The sequence below is a fragment of the Streptomyces sp. NPDC060027 genome, from assembly GCF_042737005.1.
Classification (GTDB): Bacteria; Actinomycetota; Actinomycetes; order Streptomycetales; family Streptomycetaceae; genus Streptomyces.
This window is the reverse complement of record NZ_JBHWVI010000075.1, coordinates 17,887-35,615: the sequence shown is the minus strand read 5'-3', so window position 1 is coordinate 35,615 and position 17,729 is coordinate 17,887. Positions and strand designations below refer to the sequence as shown.

The following is a 17,729-nucleotide window of genomic DNA, read 5'->3' as shown; positions in this document are numbered from 1 at the left end:
GGGCTGATGCTCAGCCCCGGCCGGCGCTTCAGCGTCCCGGGTACCTCACCCGGCTCGGTACGCCTCCGTCAGCTTGGCCACCGCCTGCGCGTAGTGGCCGGTCAGCAGGAGATGGTCCGCGTCCGCGAAGGGCTTCGCGGACGCGGCGGTGACCGACGAGCCGATCTTCTGCTGGACGAGCAGACGGGCCTTCGTCACGGCCGTGCGGGCGACCCCGTCGGCGCCGGACCGCTCCGCCGCCGAGGCGACCAGGGCGAGCGCCCGGAGGGTGGCGGTGCCACCGCTCGGTGCCTTCGTGAGCGTCGTCAGACCCCACCCGTACGGGAACTGCGGGTCGTAGGACGCGTCACCGACGTTGATCGGCAGCTGGGACTCCGTCCTGGGCCAGGTGACCGGAAGCTGCCCGGTGAAGGCGCGCCGTCCGTAGAGGACGTCCGCGACGCCGTCGCCCTCCGTGCCCGGCAGCCAGGAGGCGACGAGCGCGTCCACGGCGCCGAGGCGGTCGCCGATGAGCTGCGGACGGCCCGAGACGATCAGCACCGCGCACTTCATGGCCGCGCACACCTTGTCGACGGCCGCCTTGTCGGCCGCGGTCAGCTCCAGGTCGTTGCCGTTGCCGACATCGCCGACGCCCTCCGCGTACGGGGTCTCGCCGACGACGACCACACCCACGTCGTAGCCGCCGGTCGGGGCGGAGGCGTCCTTCGAGTACGTGACGTCACCGCCGGCCTTGCGCATGCCCTGGAGGATCGTCGTGCCCTGGGTGATGTTCCCGGACGAGCCCTGCCAGGTGATGGTCCAGCCACCGGTCTGGTTGCCGATGTCGTCGGCGTTGGAACCCGCGACGTACACCTTCTGCGACTTCCTCAGCGGCAGTACGCCGTCCGCGTTCTTCAGCAGGACCTGGGACTCGGCCGCCGCCTGCCGCGCCACGGCCCGGTGCACGGCCGAGCCGATCTCCGAAGCGCCGCTCGTGTCCGCGTACGGCTTCTCGAAGAGGCCCAGCCTGAACTTCTGCGTGAGGATGCGCGCCACGGCGTCGTCGATCCGCCGCTCGCTGACACGACCGGCCTTCGCCTCGTCCATGAGCGTCGTGCGGAAGTCCTTGTACGAGTACGGCACCATCATCATGTCCACACCCGCGTTGACCGAGCTGCGGACGTGGGACGCGTAGTCGCCGGGGAGCTGGTCGATGGCGTTCCAGTCACTGATCACGAAGCCGTCGAAGCCCATCCGGCCCTTGAGCACGCCGTTGATCATGTCGGCGCGGGCGTGCATCTTCACCGGGCCCCGGCCGTCGCCGACGATGTCCAGCGAGGAGTAGGACGGCATGACCGAGCCGACTCCGCGGTCGACCGCCGACTGGTACGGGGCCAGGTGCACGGCCTCCAGCTGCTGCCGGGTGACCTTGGTGACGCCCTGGTCGATGGTGTACGAGCCCGTCGTGGAGGTGCCGTACCCGGTGCCGCCGTCGCCGACGAAGTGCTTGGCGGTGGCGAGGACCTTGTCGTCGTCCTTCAGGTCCCTGCCGTCCGCGGCGCCTTGGAGACCCCGGACGACCGTCTCCAAGGACTCGACGAGCGCCGGGTCCTCGCCGAAGGACTCGTAGGAACGGCCCCAGCGTTCGTCGCGGGTCACGCACAGGCAGGGGGCGAAGTCCCAGGGGATGCCGGTGGCGCGGACCTCGGCGGCGGTCACCGCACCGGTCCGCTCCGCGAGCCGGGGGTCACGGGTGGCGCCGATGCCGATGTTGTGGGGCATGACCGTGGCGCCGGTGAGGTTGTTGTGGCCGTGCACCGCGTCCACGCCGTAGATCAGCGGGATCTGGAACCGTGTGGCCTGCGACCGGAGTTGGTAGCCGTCGATCATCTTCGCCCAGGCCGCGGCGGTGTTGGGGGTCGGGGTGGAGCCGCCGCCGGAGAGCAGCGAGCCGAGGTCGTAGGCCGCGATGTCACCGCCCGTGCCGATCGCTCCGCGCTCCGCCTGGGTCATCTGCCCGGCCTTCTCCTCCAGGGACATCCGGGAGACGAGGTCGGCGACCCGCTTCCTCACGGGCAGTTTCGGATCCAGGTACGGGAGTCCGTGGGCGTCGATGACGACCTGCGGGGTCTCGGTGGGCGACTTGGCGCCGGTCACCGTGAGCTTGAGGGGGATCGTCTCGGCCGCTTCGGCGGACCGGTCGCGCAGGGTCGGGATCTTGATGGTGCGGCTCGTACCGGACGCCGTGCCCGCGGGGAAGGTGACCTCGCCCTTGACCGGGGTGTAGTCCTTGCCCGGCTCGGCGGAGCCGCCCGCGCTCTCGTATCCGACGGTCACGGGCTCGTCGATCGGGGCGGCGCCGGTGGTCGCCACGGAGACCTGCACGGCGGCCGCGGAGCCCTCCTTCACCGTGTGGACGGCGGCGTCGGTGGTGACGGAGGCGCGCAGGGACTGGTCGGCCCTGCCGTACAGCTCGACGTCGTCCAGGGCGAACCGCCCCTGGACGCCGACCGGGAGGGTGACGGCGTATCCCCACATCTGGTTCAGGCCGAGGACCTGGTCGATGCCGCCGACGGGCTGGTAGTCCGTGCGATAGGCGAAGTCGGTGAAGGGGATCTCGATCTGTTTCCAGCCGGTGAAGTCGTCGGTGAAGGAGGTCGTCCACAGCTCGGAGGCCTCGCCGTTGGCTCCGCCGTCCTTGATCTCGAAGGCGATCTTCTTGGCGTTGTCGCGGCCGTCCCACCAGAAGCGGATGCCCTTGTGCGCGGACCAGTCGTGGGCCGGCTGGTCCGCCGCGTAGTCGTGGGTGAAGCCGCCGTACCCGCTGATGTCGTAGTCGCCGGTGAGGACCTTGGCACCCTCGGGCGCGTCGGTCCGTTCGGTCAGGGCCAGCCGGGGCGGGTCGTCACTGTCGCCGCCCCAGGTGAAGAGGCCCTCGGCGGGCTGGCTCGCGAAGGGCACCTCGCCCTCGAAGCGGTCGACCGGGACGGGTGCGGGATCGTCGGCCGCCGCCGTTCCCGCCGACGCGAGCGGAAGCAGTCCGGCGATCAGCGCGGCACCGGCCAGCAGAGCGGTTCTTCGTACGGAATTCCGATCGAGCCTGGTCATGGGGTCCCCCCTCGACTCTCACGTGACTTCTGACGACTCATGACGTCTTACGACTTAGATCACGGCGTGAGTTAACTGGCGCCCCGGCAACCCGTCAAGACTTCACGTCAGAACCGGTACACACCCAAGTCACGTCTGGATCAGGGCAGTTGTTCCTTCAGCCTGTGAACGCGCAACCCCTTGACGCGGGTCCGTGGCCGTCATTTACTCACGCCTCGCACGCCTCCCCCACCCCCACCTCCAGAAGGGCGGCGCTCCATGAGGAGATCCACCAGGAGATCCACTCGGGCGGTCCGGCTGATCGTCGCCGGGCTGCTCACCACCGCGGGATTCACGGCGGCGTCGCCCGCGCACGCCGCGGGCGAACAGGTCACCGCCTATCTGACGACGACGGACGACGCCGGCGGACGCCATGTCGTCCGCGGCCTCCAGGCCCAGGCTCCGTTCGCCTTCCAGTCGGGCAGCGGCGGCAGCGGCGAGAACATCACCGTCGACGAGAACACCCGGTACCAGACCTTCACCGGCGGGGGCGCCTCCTTCACCGACACCGCGGCCTGGCTGATGAACAGCAGCGGCGCGCTCTCGCAGAGCACGCGCGACGCGACGATGCGCAAGCTGTTCTCTCCGACGGACGGGATCGGGCTGTCCTTCCTGCGCAATCCGATGGGCGCCTCGGACCTCGCGCGCTTCGGCTACACCTACGACGACGTGCCCGCGGGGCAGAGCGACCCGAACCTCACGCAGTTCTCCGTCGCGCACGACCTGGCCGACGTGGTGCCGCTGACCAGACAGGCACTCCAGCTCAACCCCTCCCTGACGGTGATGGCCTCGCCGTGGACGGCACCGGCCTGGATGAAGGACAGCGGGTCGCTGAACGGCGGCTGGCTGAAGGCGGAGAACTACGGCGCGTACGCCTCGTACTTCGTGAAGTACCTTCAGGCGTACCGGGATCAGGGCGTCCCCGTCTCGTACGTCACCGCACAGAACGAGCCGACCTGCTGCTCGGGCTACCCGTCGATGAGCTGGAACGGCTCGGGGCTCGCCTACTTCACCAAGAGCGAGCTGCTGCCCAAGCTCCAGGCGGCCGGCCTGTCCACCAAGGTGCTCGCCCACGACTGGAACTGGGACGTGTACGACTCCTACGCCGCGGGGACCGTCGACGACGCGGCGGTCCGCTCGCACCCGAACTTCGGCGGGATCGCCTGGCACGGGTACGGCGGCGACATCGCCAAGCAGACGAGCGTGCACAACCAGTACCCGGGCCTCGACGCCTTCGGAACCGAGCACTCCGGCGGCACCTGGATCGCCGACCAGCAGCGCGAGGACATGCTCAACATCGTCGACTACACCCGGAACTGGGCGAAGTCGGTGACCAAGTGGTCGCTCGCCGTGGACCAGAACCGGGGACCGCACAACGGCGGCTGCGGGACCTGCTCAGGGCTCATCACCGTGCACAACGGGGACGGGTCGAGCGGGACCGTCGACTACACGGTCGAGTACTACACGATGGGCCATCTGACGAAGTTCGTCCGGCCCGGGGCGCAGCGGATCGCCTCCACGGCGTCGTCGGCCGTCCCGAACGTCGCCTGGCGCAATTCGGATGGGTCGAAGGCGCTGATCGCCTACAACGGCGGCTCGGTCGCGAAGTCGGTCACGATCAACTGGGGCTCCCAGCAAGCCACTTACTCGCTGCCGGGCAAGACGTCGGCGACGTTCACCTGGTCCGGGACGCAGTCGGGCGGGGGCGGCCAGTCGGGCGCGTTCGTCGGTCTGGCGGGCAAGTGCCTGGATGTGGCGGGCGGTTCGAGCGCCAACGGCACGGCGGTGCAGCTCTACGACTGCAACGGGTCGGCCGCGCAGGCCTGGTCGGTGCAGGCGGACGGATCGGTGCGCTCGCTCGGGAAGTGCCTCGACGTCACGTCGGGGTCGACGGCCGACGGCGCGAAGGCGCAGCTGTACGACTGCAACGGGACCGGTGCGCAACGGTGGTCGTACAACTCTTCGACCGGTGACATCGTCAACACGGTGGCGAGCAAGTGCCTGGACGTGAGCGACAACTCGTCGGCCAACGGGGCCCGGGCACAGATCTGGTCGTGCACGAGGGCCGCCAACCAGAAGTGGCGGCTCCAGTAGGGCGGGCCCTGTCCCGCCGGTGAGGGGGACGGGCATGAGACGTGCGGGAACGGCGGCGGCCGGGGTCGTCGCCGGGGCACGGGGTCGTCGACTTCTCCACCGGTGACATCGCCGCGTTGAAGCCCGGCCAGGTGTGGGCCGACGGCCGGGCGATGAGCCTCGGCGAGTTCGAGGAGCTCGCCGAGGCCTCCTGTCGAGGCGGTCCTACGCGGCCGGCTCGACGCCCGCCCTCAGCAGCCCGAAGGTGTACGCGTCCTCCAGTGCCTGCCAGGACGCGGCGATGACGTTCTCCGCCACGCCGACCGTGGACCACTCCCCCGTGCCGTCGGAGGTGGAGATGAGGACGCGGGTGGTGGAGGACGTGCCGTGCTTGCCCTCCAGGATGCGGACCTTGTAGTCGACCAGTTCCAGCTTGGCGAGCTGGGGGTAGATCGTCTCCAGGGCCACCCGCAGAGCACGGTCGAGGGCGTTGACGGGGCCGTTGCCCTCGGCGGTGGCGACGATGCGCTCGCCCTTGGCGAAGAGCTTGACCGTGGCCTCGTTGGCGTGGCTGCCGTCGGGGCGGTCCTCGACGATGGCCCGCCAGGACTCGACCTCGAAGTACGTCAGGGCCTTGCCCTCGGCCTCGGCGCGCAGCAGGAGTTCGAAGCTCGCGTCGGCGGCCTCGTACGTGTAGCCCTTGAGCTCACGCTCCTTGACCCGCTCGACGACGCGGCCGACCAGTTCGCGGTCGTCGCTGATGTCGACGCCCAGTTCCTTGCCCTTGAGCTCGATCGAGGCCCGGCCCGCCATGTCGGAGACCAGCATCCGCATGGTGTTGCCGACCTGCTCGGGGTCGATGTGCTGGTACAGGTCCGGGTCGACCTTGATCGCCGAGGCGTGCAGGCCCGCCTTGTGGGCGAAGGCCGACACTCCCACGTACGGCTGATGGGTGGAGGGCGTGAGGTTGACGACCTCCGCGATCGCGTGCGAGATCCTGGTCATCTCCCGCAGCGCGCCATCGGGGAGCACCTTCTTGCCGTACTTCAGCTCCAGGGCGGCGACGACGGGGAACAGGTTGGAGTTGCCGACCCGCTCGCCGTAGCCGTTGGCCGTGCACTGGACGTGGGTGGCGCCCGCGTCGACCGCCGCCAGGGTGTTGGCGACGGCGCAGCCCGTGTCGTCCTGGGCGTGGATGCCGAGCCGGGCGCCGGTGTCCGCGAGGACGGTGGCGACCACGGCCTGGACCTGTGCCGGGAGCATGCCCCCGTTGGTGTCGCACAGGACCACGACGTCGGCGCCGGCCTCCGCGGCGGCGCTGACTACCGCCTTGGCGTACCCGGGGTTCGCGCGGTAGCCGTCGAAGAAGTGCTCGCAGTCGACGAAGACGCGGCGGCCCTGGGAGCGCAGGTAGGAGACGGTGTCGCGGACCATCTCCAGGTTCTCGTCGAGCGTGGTGCGCAGAGCGAGCTCGACGTGCCGGTCGTGGGATTTGGCGACCAGGGTGATCACCGCGGCCCCCGAGTCCAGGAGTGCCTTGACCTGCGGGTCCTCCGAGGCCTTGGCACCGGCCCGGCGGGTCGCTCCGAAGGCCACGAGCTGGGCGTGCTTGAAGTCGATCTCCTGCCGGGCACGGGCGAAGAACTCGGTGTCGCGGGGGTTGGCGCCGGGCCACCCGCCCTCGATGAAGCCCACCCCGAAGTCGTCCAGGTGCCGCGTGATGGCCAGCTTGTCCGCCACGGTGAGGTTGATGCCCTCGCGCTGCGCGCCGTCGCGCAGCGTCGTGTCGAAGACGTGGAAAGCATCGTCGAGCTCGCTGGTTTCCGTCATGGTCTCAAGGCTCCTGTATTGAATCTCGGTCTACCGGAATGACCGGCTCCACCGTCCTCCAATGATCCCTCGCGCTGCGCTCCCGGCTGAAGGTGGGCCAGAAATGCGAAAAACCCCTCGCGGGTGCGAGAGGTCTGCGCGCGGGTCGAGAACGACGGTGTCCGCCCGTACCTGGTCGTACGTGCGGTCACTGCGGACCGGCGCGCCTGCTGCCAATAATCGTGGCGAACGAGAGCACGGGGGCAGTCTGGCACATACCGCCCCCGTGCTCACGGGGTGTCTCAGGATGCGAGCACTGGGCTACGTGGTCAGCGCGGATGTACGACGAACACGTCCGCGACCCCGTCGTCCGCCGCCGGGCAGCGGATGCCCGGGGGCGGAGGAGCGGAGGAGCGGAGGAGCGGAGGAGCGGAGGAGCGGACGACGACACGGTTCGTGCCGGCCCGTCGCGCCCGGCACGGCGCTCGCCCCGCGCGGGCCGTCGTGGTCCGGCGCGGCGCTCGCCCCGCGCGGGCCAGCCCAGGCGGCTGGCGCCCAGGCGACCGGCCGACCGGCTGGCTCGCTGGACCGGCTGTCTGCCTGTCCGTCCGTCCACCCGTCTGTCCGTCTGTCCACTGACGCCGTTCAGCCCAGCGCCGCGTCGAGGAACTCTCTTACGTGGGAGAGGACTTGGTCGCGGCCGGTGCCGCGGAGGCCGATCGCCACATGGATGGAGAAGCCGTCGAGCAGGGCGCGCAGCCGGGCGCCGAAGCGGTCCGGGTCGACAGCGCGGAACTCGCCGCGCGAGACGCCCTCGGCGAGCAGTGCGACGAGGTCCCGGTGCCAGGCGCCCTCGATGGCGACCTGCCGTTCCCGGGCGTCGTCGTCCGCGTTCTGCGAGCGGTTCCAGACCTCCAGCCAGAGCGTCCAGTGCGGGTCGCGGTGGCCGTCGGGGACGTACAGGTCGACGTAGCCGTCGAGCCGCTCGCGGGCCGTTCCGCGCGCGGCCAGCAGCCGGCCGCGCTCGGCGCCGAGGCGGCCCTCGCTCCACTCCAGGGTGCGCAGCAGCAGCTCGTCCTTGGAGCGGAAGTAGTAGAGGAGATGGCCGCTGCTCATGCCGACCTCACGGCCGAGTGCCGCCATGGTGAGCTTCTCCAGACCGCGCTCGGCGATCATCTCCATGGCGGCGGCGAGGACCTCCTCGCGCGGTGGCGCGTTCTTCCGCGCACCGGCCATCCGTGACTCCCGTTGTCAGACCTTCGGCTGCTGCTGGGTGATGCAGTGGATGCCACCGCCGCCCGCGAAGATCGTACGTGCGTCCACCAGCGTCACGGTCCGCTCGGGGAACAGCCGGCGGAAGATGCCCGCCGCGGTCTCGTCCCGCGGATCGTCGAAGCCGCACAGGACGACGCCGCCGTTGCAGAGGTAGTGGTTGATGTAGGAGTAGTCGGCCCAGTGGCCGTCGGCCTCCAGCGCCGTCGGGGCCGGGACCTCGACGACCTCGATGCGGCGACCACGGGCGTCGGTCTGCGCCTTGAGCAGCCCGATGACCTCTCGGCTGACCTCGTGGTCGGGGTGCGCCGGGTCCTGCTGGGAGTGCGCGACGATCACCCCGGGACCGGCGAACGCGGCGACGATGTCGACATGGCCGAGGGTGCCGAATCCGTACGGGGGGTAGTCGCCGGTCAGGCCGCGCGGCAGCCAGATCGCCTTGCTGGTGCCGAGCTGGGCGTGGATCTCCGCCTCGACCTGCTCGCGGGTCCAGCCGGGGTTGCGCTCGGGGCCGAGCTGAACGGTCTCGGTGAGCAGCACGGTGCCCTCGCCGTCGACGTGGATCGCGCCGCCCTCGTTGACCAGCCGCGAGGCGTACGTCTTCGCCCCCGCCAGGTCCGCGACCTCGGCGCCGATCTTCGCGTCGTGCTCCCAGCGGGCCCAGGCCTGGGCACCCCAGCCGTTGAACGTCCAGTCCACGGCGGCGAGTTCGCCCTGTCCGTCGGTGAGGAAGGTGGGACCGATGTCGCGCATCCAGGCGTCGTCGAGCGCGCGCTCGACGGTGTCGATGCCGAGGCCGAGGAGTTCGGCGGCCGGAGCGGACTGGCCGGGGCCGCACACCACGGTGACCGGCTCGAAGCGGCGGACCGCGCGGGCCACCGCGGCCCAGGCCGCGCGCGACTCGGCGAGGTCCTCCGGGCTGTCGAAGGTGGGGTTGGGGCCCGGCCACGCCATCCAGGTGCGCTCGTGCGGGGTCCATTCGGCGGGCATACGGAAACCGTCGGCGGCAGCGGACATGGGTGTTCCTTCCAGGCAGCGGCGATTACAGGAAATACAGACGGTTGAGGGAGACCGAGTCGGCGGGTCCGGAGCGCAGCGGGTCGCCGTCGAGCGTGACCAGGCCGGTGCGCTGGTCCACGTCGACCGCTCCGGTACGGGAGTTGAGGCGCAGATCGGCGGGACCGATGCCGCGGGTGCCGCGCACCGCCACACGGCGACGGCGGGTGGGCATGGTGTCGTTGCCCTGGTCGAGCGCCGCCTGTGCGACGAAGGCCACCGAGATCTCGGCCGGGGTCGCGCCGTGCGCCCCGAACTGCGGGCCGAGGACCAGGGGTTCGCAGGTGTCGGTGGCGGCGTTGGGGTCGCCGACGACGCCGTACGCCGGGAAGCCGGACTTCAGCACGAGCTGCGGCTTGGCGCCGAAGTACTCGGGGCTCCACAGCACGATGTCGGCGAGCTTGCCGGTCTCGATGGAGCCGATCTCGTGGGCGAGGCCGTGGGCGATGGCCGGGTTGATGGTCAGCTTGGCCATGTAGCGCAGGACGCGTTCGTTGTCGTCGTCCTCGGGCGCGCCGAACTGGGCCTTCATCTTCCCGGCCATGGCGAAGGTCCGGCGCACGGTCTCGCCCGCGCGGCCCATGCCCTGCGCGTCCGAGGAGGTGATGCCGATCGCGCCCAGGTCGTGCAGCACGTCCTCGGCGCCCATGGTCCCGGCGCGGATGCGGTCGCGGGCCATGGCGGCGTCGCCGGGCAGATCGGTCTTCAGGTCGTGGACCGAGACGATCATGCCGTAGTGCTCGGCGACCGCGTCCCGACCGAAGGGCAGGGTCGGGTTGGTGGACGAGCCGATGACGTTCGGGACGCCCGCCATCTTCAGGACGTTGGGCACGTGTCCGCCGCCGCAGCCCTCGATGTGGAAGGCGTGGATGGTGCGCCCTTCGAGCACCCTGAGGGTGTCCTCGACGGACAGGCACTCGTTCAACCCGTCGCTGTGCAGGGCGACTTGGACGTCGTGTTCCTCGGCCACGCGCAGCGCGGTGTCGAGTGCGCGGGTGTGGGCGCCCATGTCCTCGTGGACCTTGAAGCCGCTCGCGCCGCCCTCGGCGAGCGCCTCGATCAGCGGTGCGCGGTCGGAGGACGAACCCCGGCCCAGGAAGCCGATGTTGACCGGCCAGGCGTCGAAGGCGCCGAAGGCATGACGCAGCGCCCAGGGCGAGTTGACGCCGACGCCCCACACCGGCCCGAACTCCTGGCCGATGATCGTCGTCACCCCGGAGGCCAGCGAGGCCTCCATGATGCGCGGCGACAGCAGGTGGACGTGGGTGTCGACGGCCCCTGCGGTGGCGATCAGGCCCTCGCCGGAGACGATGGACGTGCCGGTGCCGACCACGACGTCGACGCCGTCGAGGGTGTCGGGGTTGCCGGCCCGGCCGATCGAGCAGATCCGGCCCTCGCGGATGCCGATGGACACCTTGCGGATGCCCTGGACGGCGTCGATCACCACGACGTTGCTGATGACGACGTCGCAGGTGTCCCGGACGGCGGCGGCCTTGAGGTGCAGTCCGTCGCGGGCGGTCTTGCCGAATCCGGCGAGGAACTCGTCACCGGGGAGCTGGGCGTCGGACTCGACGCGAATGGTCAGCCCCGAGTCGCCGAGCCGGACCCGGTCACCGGCGCGGGGGCCGTGGGTGGCGGCGTACTCGTAGGGGGTGAGGCGGCGGGCCTCGGCGGGGTGGCCTCCTGGGCGGCTCATCGCTCGGCCTCCTGGTCACGGGTGTCGGGTACGCCGAGGTAGCCGCAGGCGGCGGCCCGGCGCAGGGCCTCTTCCCTGGCGCCGGGCGCGTCCAGCGGCCCGTCGACCAGCCCGGCGAAGCCGATCGCGACGCGCGCTCCGCCGATGGGCAGCAGCCCCACCTCGGCGCTCTCCCCCGGGCCGAAGCGGACGGAGGACCCCGCGGGCACGGCGAGCCGCATCCCGTAGGCGGCGGCACGGTCGAAGTCGAGCCGCGGGTTGGCCTCGAAGAAGTGGAAGTGGGAGGTGACGGAGACGGGGACGGGGGCCGTGTTCGTCACGGACAGGCGGACGGCGGCCTCGGGCTCGGCGTGCTCCGGGCCCGGCAGCAGGGCACCCGGAGCCCGGTCGCCGAGTCCGCCGCCGATCGGGTCGGTCACGACCGCGAGGCGCGAGCCGTCGTCGAAGACGGCCTCGACATGCACCTCGGTCACGATGTCCGCGACGCCGGGCAGGACGTCGTCCGGGCCGAGGACGGACCGCGCGGCCTCGACGGCCTCCGCCAGCCGTCTGCCGTCGCGGGCGGCCTCGCAGACCGTGTCCGCGATCAGGGCGGTGGCCTCCGGCACGTTGAGCCGCAGTCCGCGCGCCTTGCGGGCCCGGGCCAGCTCGGCGGCCGAGAACAGCAGCAGTCGGTCACGCTCCGTGGGGGTCAGTCTCACGCCACGACACCTCCTCGCCTTCCTCCATTTAGAGCGTCACTCTAAACGTCGGATTCATGGAAGGGAAACATTGACGGATAAGCAGCGGAGACGCCACATCGAGCGTCGCTCTAACTCGTGATGCTGCCCGCACCACGCCAGGCGGCCGTCAAAGGAGACCAGCCATGCCGATCGAACAGCGCGGAGTCGACACCATCCCCGAGGAGGAACGCACCAGCGGGCCGCGCGACCTCGTATCGATCCTGCTCGGTTCCAACCTCTGCCTCGGTGTGATCATCTTCGGCTGGCTGCCGCCCTCGTTCGGGCTCGACTGGTGGTCCTCCGTGAGCTCGATCGTCGCAGGCACGGTCGTCGGGACGGCGCTCACCGCGCCGCTGGCCCTGGTCTCCCTGCGGACCGGCACCAACCTCTCCACCTCCTCCGGCGCGCAGTTCGGCGTGCGCGGACGGCTGGTCGGCTCGGTCGTCGGCCTGCTTCTCGCGCTCGGCTACACGGCGCTGACCGTGTGGATCGGCGGCGACGTGATGGTCGGCGTCCTCGGCCGCCTCTTCGGCCTGGAGGCGAACGGCCTGGCGTACGCCGTCGTGTACACGCTGCTCGCCGCCGCGACCGTCGCGGGCGCCGTCTACGGCTACCGCGTACTGCTCGCCATGTCCCGCGCCCTCGCGATCGGCATGTCGGCCCTGCTGGTGGTCGGCGTGATCGCGTACGCCCCGCACTTCACCACCGCGGCGCTCCCGGAGGCCGGCGGCTATCTGCTCGGCTCGTTCTGGCCCACCTGGCTGCTCGCGGCAGTGGCGGCCGGTCTGTCGGGCCCGATCGCGTTCATCACGCTGCTCGGCGACTACACCCGCTACATCTCCCCCGAGCGCCACTCCTCCCGTACGGTCCTGCACGGCACCTGGCTGGGCCTGATCGCCGGTCTGCTGGTCCCCCAGCTCTTCGGCACCTTCACCGCGTACGGGGCTCGCGCGGCCCTCGACTACGCGGGACCGCTGGTATCCGCCTCCCCCGGCTGGTACCTGGTCCCGCTGCTGCTGGCCGCCTCCGCGGGCTCGGTGGGCAACGCCGGTCTGATGCTGTACTCCATGGGCCTCGACCTCGACGCCATCCTGCCCCGCACCTCGCGCGCCCGGGCCACCTGCGCGGTCGCCGTCGTCGCCATGCTCTGCGTGTTCGTCGGCCTCCCCCGAGCTCTCGGCTTCGCTCGAACAGGGAGGTACCCCCACCGCCTGGAACGCCCAGTCCGCGATGACCTCCTTCGTCCTGCTGCTGACCGCGATCGGCACGCCGTGGGCGGTCATCACCCTGATCGGCTTCGTCCGCTGCCGCGGGGTCTACGACCCCGACGCCCTCCAGGTCTTCAACCGCCGCTCCCGCGGCGGCGTCTACTGGTACCGGGCCGGCTGGAACGTCCGGGCCACGGCGGCCTGGGCCCTGGGCGCCTTCGTCGGTCTCCTGGCCGTGTCCCTGCCGTCGTACGAGGGCCCGCTGCTGTCCCTGACGGGCGGGGTGGACTGCAGCTTCGTCCTGTCCGGCCTGGTCGGCGGCGTCGTCCACCTGGCGCTCACGGCGAAGGAGGCGTCACACCGGGTCGAGCCCCGGCTGGAACCGGCTCGCGCCGAAAGTCGGCTTCAAGGTCGCTGAACCAGGTGGCGCGCTCGTCGTACGCGGCGAAGAACGGGCGCCCCACCAGGTCCGGATCGCGGGCCTGGACGATACGGAACGCGTCGAACGAACAGCCGGTCCCCGCAACCCTGTTGGGGAGACGGGGACCGGTGGGAGGAACGGGCGGATCAGCCCAGCGGGTGCATCCAGCCGTGCTTGTCCTCGGTGATGCCGCGCTGGATGTCGAGCAGGGCCTCACGGAGGCGGAGGGTGACCTTGCCGGGCTCGCCGCCGGACTGGTGCCACTCGGTGCCGGCGCGCTTGACGTTGCCCACGGGGGTGATGACCGCGGCGGTGCCGCAGGCGAAGACCTCGGTGAGGGTGCCGTTCTCGGCGTCCGTCTGCCACTGGTCGATGGAGACGCGGCCCTCCTCGGCGGAGTAGCCGAGGTCGCGGGCGACGGTCAGCAGGGAGTCGCGGGTGACGCCCTGCAGGATGGAGCCGGTGAGGGTCGGGGTGACGATCCTGTCGCCGTACACGAAGTACAGGTTCATGCCGCCGAGTTCCTCGATCCACTTGTGCTCGACCGCGTCGAGGTAGCAGACCTGGTCGCAGCCCTTGGCGGCGGCCTCCTTCTGGGCGAGGAGCGAGGCGGCGTAGTTGCCGCCCGTCTTCGCGTCGCCCATGCCACCGGGAACGGCGCGGACGCGGTCCTCGGAGAGCCAGATCGAGACCGGCTTCACGCCGCCCGCGAAGTAGGCGCCGGCGGGCGAGGCGATGACGAGGAAGAGGTACTCGTTGGCGGGCTTCACACCGAGACCGACCTCGGTCGCGATCATGAAGGGGCGCAGGTAGAGGGACTCCTCGCCGCCGTGCGTGGGGACCCAGTCGCGGTCCTGGCGGACCAGCGCGTCACAGGCCTCGACGAAGGTCTCCACCGGCAGCTCCGGCATACCGAGCCGGCGGGCGGAGGCCTGGAAGCGCTTGGCGTTCTTGTCGGGCCGGAAGGTGGCGACGGTGCCGTCGGGCTGCCGGTAGGCCTTGAGTCCCTCGAAGATCTCCTGCGCGTAGTGCAGGGTCATGTTCGCCGGGTCCAGGGAGAGCGGGCCGTAAGGAACGAGCTGGCCGTCGTGCCAGCCGCGGCCCTCCGTCCACTTGATGGTCACCATGTGATCGGTGAAGTGCCGGCCGAACCCGGGGTTGACCAGGATCGCCTCGCGCTCGGCGGCGGAGAGCGGGCTGGCGGACGGCTTGAGCTCGATCGTGGGCTGCGTCATGAGTGGTTTGTCCTTCACCGGTTGGATGTGACGGGCCGCGCTCACGCCCGCACTGCCAGTGGCCAGTGGTAGGACGTCCGAGCATTCCCTCATTCCGCGGCTCCGCGTTCGATTATCGCCCAGCGGAGGACCGCGGGAGAAAACGGCGTGAATGCGGCCCGGGGAGGCCCAGGGATTGATGGTGGCACCCGGCGAGGGCACAACAAAGCCGCCGGGTGCGGATGCGACCCGGCGGCTGCTACGGAACGTAGGCGGAGCGGCGGGTCAGCCGGCTACTCGTACGGCCAGCGCGTCGCCGATTTCCTCGGTGCTGCGGGCCGGCTTGCCGACCCGCTCGGCGAGATCGGCGGACACGGCGTCCTCGATGCGGACGGCCTCGGACTCGTAGCCGAGGTGACGCAGCAGAAGGGCGACGGACAGGACGGTGGCGCTGGGGTCGGCCTTGCCCTGGCCCGCGATGTCGGGCGCCGAGCCGTGCACGGGCTCGAACATCGAGGGGAACTCGCCGCTCGGGTTGATGTTGCCGGAGGCGGCGACGCCGATGCCGCCGGAGACGGCCGCGGCGAGGTCGGTGATGATGTCGCCGAAGAGGTTGTCGGTGACGATCACGTCGAAGCGCTCGGGCTGCGTGACGAGGTAGATCGTCGCCGCGTCCACGTGGACGTAGTCGGTGGTGACCTCGGGGAACTCCTCCGCCACCTTGTTGAAGACGTTCGTCCACAGGTGACCCGCGAAGGTCAGCACGTTGTTCTTGTGGACCAGCGTCAGCTTCTTGCGCGGACGGGCCTGCGCACGGGCGAAGGCGTCACGGACGACACGCTCGACACCGAACGCCGTGTTGACGGAGACCTCGGTGGCGACCTCGTGCGGAGTGCCCTTGCGGATGGTGCCGCCGTTGCCGGTGTACGGACCCTCGGTGCCCTCACGGACCACCACGAAGTCGATCTCGGGCTGACCGGCGAGCGGGGTCTCGACACCCGGGAGGAGCTTCGAGGGACGCAGGTTGACGTGGTGGTCGAAGGCGAAGCGGAGCTTGAGCAGAAAGCCGCGCTCCAGAACGCCCGACGGGACCGAGGGGTCACCGATCGCACCGAGCAGGATGGCGTCGTGCGGCTTCAGGGCGTCGAGGTCGGCGTCGGTGAGGGTCTCACCGGTGGCGTGGTAGCGCCGGGCGCCGAAGTCGAACTCCTTGGTCTCCAGCTTGACGTCCTGTGGAAGGACGGCGGAGAGGACTTTGAGCCCCTGGGCCACGACTTCCTGGCCGATGCCGTCACCGGGGATCACTGCGAGATCGATGCTGCGAGACATGACGGCACCGTACTCCTCGTCCCATGGGATGACACGCTATGTCCGCCATCCGGACAGGTCGGTGCCGGAGAACCCCTACCCTTCGGCCCGTGTTCACTCGTATGTACGACGGCCGTCGGCGCGCGCTGGGAACTTTCCAGACATGACCGCTGCCTCCAGGGGGACTCCCCCCGGACTCCCCGTCCCCGACGTCGGCATTCCGCACGAGCTCGCACGCGACATGAGCATGGCCGAGCAGTACGAGTACCTGCGGACGAAGCTCACACGGCGCCGCGCGCTCGTGGCGGCGAGCGCGTTCGCGGGCGGCGGGCTGCTGACCGGCTGCGCCTCGGGCACCGAGGCCCCCGCGCGGACGGCGGCCGGCTCGTCGCCGCACCCGGCCACCGGCCGGGTGTCCGGCTCCGCCGTCACGCCGTTCGGCCGCCACCTCGCCTTCGGCGCGGATCCGAAGACCCAGATGCGGATCTCCTGGCAGGTGCCGTTCGCCGTCAGGAAGCCGTTCATCCGGGTGGGCCCGACGCCCTGGTCGCTGAGCCGCAGGATCGAGGCCGAGGTCCGCCACCTGCGCACACCGGGAATCGCCGGACAGCGGATGGCGCTGGACCAGTACTACGTGCACGCGGCCCTCGACCGGCTGCGCCCCGGGACGACGTACTACTACGGCGTCGGCCACGAGGGCTTCGACCCGGCGAGCAAGGCGCGGCACTCCACGATCGGCCACTTCCGCACGGCACCCGCGCACCCCGAGAAGTTCGTGTTCACCGCCTTCGGCGACCAGGGCGTCTCGCCCGACGCGCTCGCCAACGACAAGGTGCTCCTCGGCCGCGGCCCGGCCTTCCACCTGCACGCGGGCGACATCTGCTACGCGGACGGGACCGGGCACGGCGAGGACGCGGACATCTACGACCCGGGCGCCTGGGACCTGTTCCTCAAGCAGACCGAGACGGTCGCGAAGTCGGTGCCGTGGATGGTGACGACCGGCAACCACGACATGGAGGCCTGGTACTCGCCGAACGGCTACGGCGGCCAGTCCGCACGCTGGACGCTCCCCGGCAACGGCTTCGACTCCGAGCACGCGCCGGGCGTCTACTCCTTCGTGTACGGCAACGTCGGCGTCGTCGCGCTGGACGCCAACGACGTGTCGTACGAGATCCCCGCCAACAAGGGCTACTCGGGCGGCAGGCAGACGGCCTGGCTCGACAAGCGGCTCGGGGAACTGCGCGGGCAGGTCGACTTCATCGTCGTCTTCTTCCACCACTGCGCCTACTCGACGTCGACGCACGCCTCCGACGGCGGTGTGCGCGACGCCTGGGTGCCACTGTTCGCCAAGCACCAGGTGGACCTGGTGATCAACGGACACAACCATGTGTACGAGCGCACCGACGCCGTCAAGGGCGGCAGGGTGGGCAAGCAGGTGCCGGTGGGCGCCTCGACCGATCCGACCCGGGACGGGATCGTGTACGTCACGGCGGGCGGGGCGGGCAAGAGCCTCTACCGGTTCCCCACCGGGGTCAAGGACAGCTTCGAGGGGAAGGTCACGCGCCGCGAGTCCATCGAGACCTTCCACTGGACGAAGTCGCAGCGGCGGAAGGCGGACAGCGTGGAGTGGTCGCGGGTGCGGTACACCGGCTTCTCCTTCCTCTCGGTGGAGGCGGAGGCCGGCTCCTCACCCCGGCTCAAGGTGTCGGCGCTGGCCCAGAGCGGCGAGCGCATCGACCACTTCGAGGTGCGGCGCGGGAGCTGAGCTCGGCTCGACTCAGCACGTCGAGGTGCGGCGCGGGGCGTGGCCCCGCGCCGCACCCC

The 17,729-nt window shown here is 70.7% G+C and carries 10 protein-coding genes and 1 pseudogene; 3 read left to right on the top strand and 8 right to left on the bottom strand.

Annotation, left to right across the window (positions count from 1 at the left end):
* Nucleotides 1–45 precede the first annotated feature (45 nt).
* On the bottom strand, nucleotides 46–3,087 hold the full coding sequence (locus ACFWBT_RS20150) for a glycoside hydrolase family 3 N-terminal domain-containing protein (protein ID WP_385702088.1): 3,042 nt from the start codon (nucleotides 3,085–3,087) through the stop codon (nucleotides 46–48).
* A 258-nt stretch (nucleotides 3,088–3,345) separates the two neighbouring features.
* On the opposite strand from ACFWBT_RS20150, the gene ACFWBT_RS20145 reads away from it, so the two are divergent.
* Nucleotides 3,346–5,220, top strand: a complete 1,875-nt coding sequence (locus tag ACFWBT_RS20145) for a ricin-type beta-trefoil lectin domain protein (RefSeq protein WP_385702087.1) — start codon at nucleotides 3,346–3,348, stop codon at nucleotides 5,218–5,220.
* 204 nt (nucleotides 5,221–5,424) lie between these two features.
* On the opposite strand, the gene cimA is transcribed toward ACFWBT_RS20145, so the two are convergent.
* From cimA to ureA, 5 genes are all read right to left on the bottom strand, one after another.
* Complete coding sequence (cimA, locus tag ACFWBT_RS20140) at nucleotides 5,425–7,029, bottom strand: citramalate synthase (RefSeq protein ID WP_385702085.1); 1,605 nt, start codon at nucleotides 7,027–7,029, stop codon at nucleotides 5,425–5,427.
* Nucleotides 7,030–7,653: 624 nt separating this feature from the next.
* Nucleotides 7,654–8,244: a TetR/AcrR family transcriptional regulator gene (locus ACFWBT_RS20135; RefSeq protein ID WP_385702082.1), complete on the bottom strand. Its 591-nt coding sequence runs from the start codon at nucleotides 8,242–8,244 to the stop codon at nucleotides 7,654–7,656.
* A gap of 15 nt (nucleotides 8,245–8,259) precedes the next feature.
* Nucleotides 8,260–9,297, bottom strand: coding sequence for an agmatine/peptidylarginine deiminase (locus tag ACFWBT_RS20130; RefSeq protein ID WP_385702080.1), 1,038 nt, complete (start codon nucleotides 9,295–9,297; stop codon nucleotides 8,260–8,262).
* A 25-nt stretch (nucleotides 9,298–9,322) separates the two neighbouring features.
* Complete coding sequence (locus ACFWBT_RS20125) at nucleotides 9,323–11,032, bottom strand: urease subunit alpha (RefSeq protein ID WP_385702078.1); 1,710 nt, start codon at nucleotides 11,030–11,032, stop codon at nucleotides 9,323–9,325.
* Complete coding sequence (gene ureA, locus ACFWBT_RS20120; RefSeq protein ID WP_385702076.1) at nucleotides 11,029–11,733, bottom strand: urease subunit gamma; 705 nt, start codon at nucleotides 11,731–11,733, stop codon at nucleotides 11,029–11,031. The genes ACFWBT_RS20125 and ureA overlap by 4 nt, the downstream gene beginning before the upstream one ends.
* 164 nt (nucleotides 11,734–11,897) lie before the next feature.
* Here ureA and ACFWBT_RS20115 point away from each other — a divergent pair.
* Nucleotides 11,898–13,380: pseudogene (locus ACFWBT_RS20115) on the top strand (cytosine permease).
* Nucleotides 13,381–13,529: 149 nt separating this feature from the next.
* Here the strand turns inward: ACFWBT_RS20115 and ACFWBT_RS20110 are convergent.
* Together ACFWBT_RS20110 and ACFWBT_RS20105 are read right to left on the bottom strand one after the other, a co-directional pair.
* A complete protein-coding gene (locus tag ACFWBT_RS20110; protein ID WP_385702075.1) occupies nucleotides 13,530–14,618 on the bottom strand; it encodes a branched-chain amino acid aminotransferase in 1,089 nt (362 codons plus the stop codon).
* Between the two features lie 264 nt (nucleotides 14,619–14,882).
* Nucleotides 14,883–15,926, bottom strand: coding sequence for a 3-isopropylmalate dehydrogenase (locus ACFWBT_RS20105; protein WP_385702073.1), 1,044 nt, complete (start codon nucleotides 15,924–15,926; stop codon nucleotides 14,883–14,885).
* Nucleotides 15,927–16,068: 142 nt separating this feature from the next.
* Between ACFWBT_RS20105 and ACFWBT_RS20100 the strand changes: the two genes are divergently transcribed.
* A complete protein-coding gene (locus tag ACFWBT_RS20100; protein WP_385702071.1) occupies nucleotides 16,069–17,670 on the top strand; it encodes a purple acid phosphatase family protein in 1,602 nt (533 codons plus the stop codon).
* Nucleotides 17,671–17,729 lie beyond the last annotated feature (59 nt).

What these genes read in the sequence shown, in the direction of transcription:
- ACFWBT_RS20100 (WP_385702071.1), top strand. Translation starts at nt 16,069, where the DNA reads ATGACCGCTGCCTCCAGGGGGACTCCCCCCGGACTCCCCGTCCCCGAC.
- cimA (WP_385702085.1), bottom strand. Translation starts at nt 7,029, where the DNA reads ATGACGGAAACCAGCGAGCTCGACGATGCTTTCCACGTCTTCGACACG.
- ACFWBT_RS20130 (WP_385702080.1), bottom strand. Translation starts at nt 9,297, where the DNA reads ATGTCCGCTGCCGCCGACGGTTTCCGTATGCCCGCCGAATGGACCCCG.
- ACFWBT_RS20125 (WP_385702078.1), bottom strand. Translation starts at nt 11,032, where the DNA reads ATGAGCCGCCCAGGAGGCCACCCCGCCGAGGCCCGCCGCCTCACCCCC.
- ACFWBT_RS20110 (WP_385702075.1), bottom strand. Translation starts at nt 14,618, where the DNA reads ATGACGCAGCCCACGATCGAGCTCAAGCCGTCCGCCAGCCCGCTCTCC.
- ACFWBT_RS20150 (WP_385702088.1), bottom strand. Translation starts at nt 3,087, where the DNA reads ATGACCAGGCTCGATCGGAATTCCGTACGAAGAACCGCTCTGCTGGCC.
- ACFWBT_RS20145 (WP_385702087.1), top strand. Translation starts at nt 3,346, where the DNA reads ATGAGGAGATCCACCAGGAGATCCACTCGGGCGGTCCGGCTGATCGTC.
- ACFWBT_RS20135 (WP_385702082.1), bottom strand. Translation starts at nt 8,244, where the DNA reads ATGGCCGGTGCGCGGAAGAACGCGCCACCGCGCGAGGAGGTCCTCGCC.
- ACFWBT_RS20105 (WP_385702073.1), bottom strand. Translation starts at nt 15,926, where the DNA reads ATGTCTCGCAGCATCGATCTCGCAGTGATCCCCGGTGACGGCATCGGC.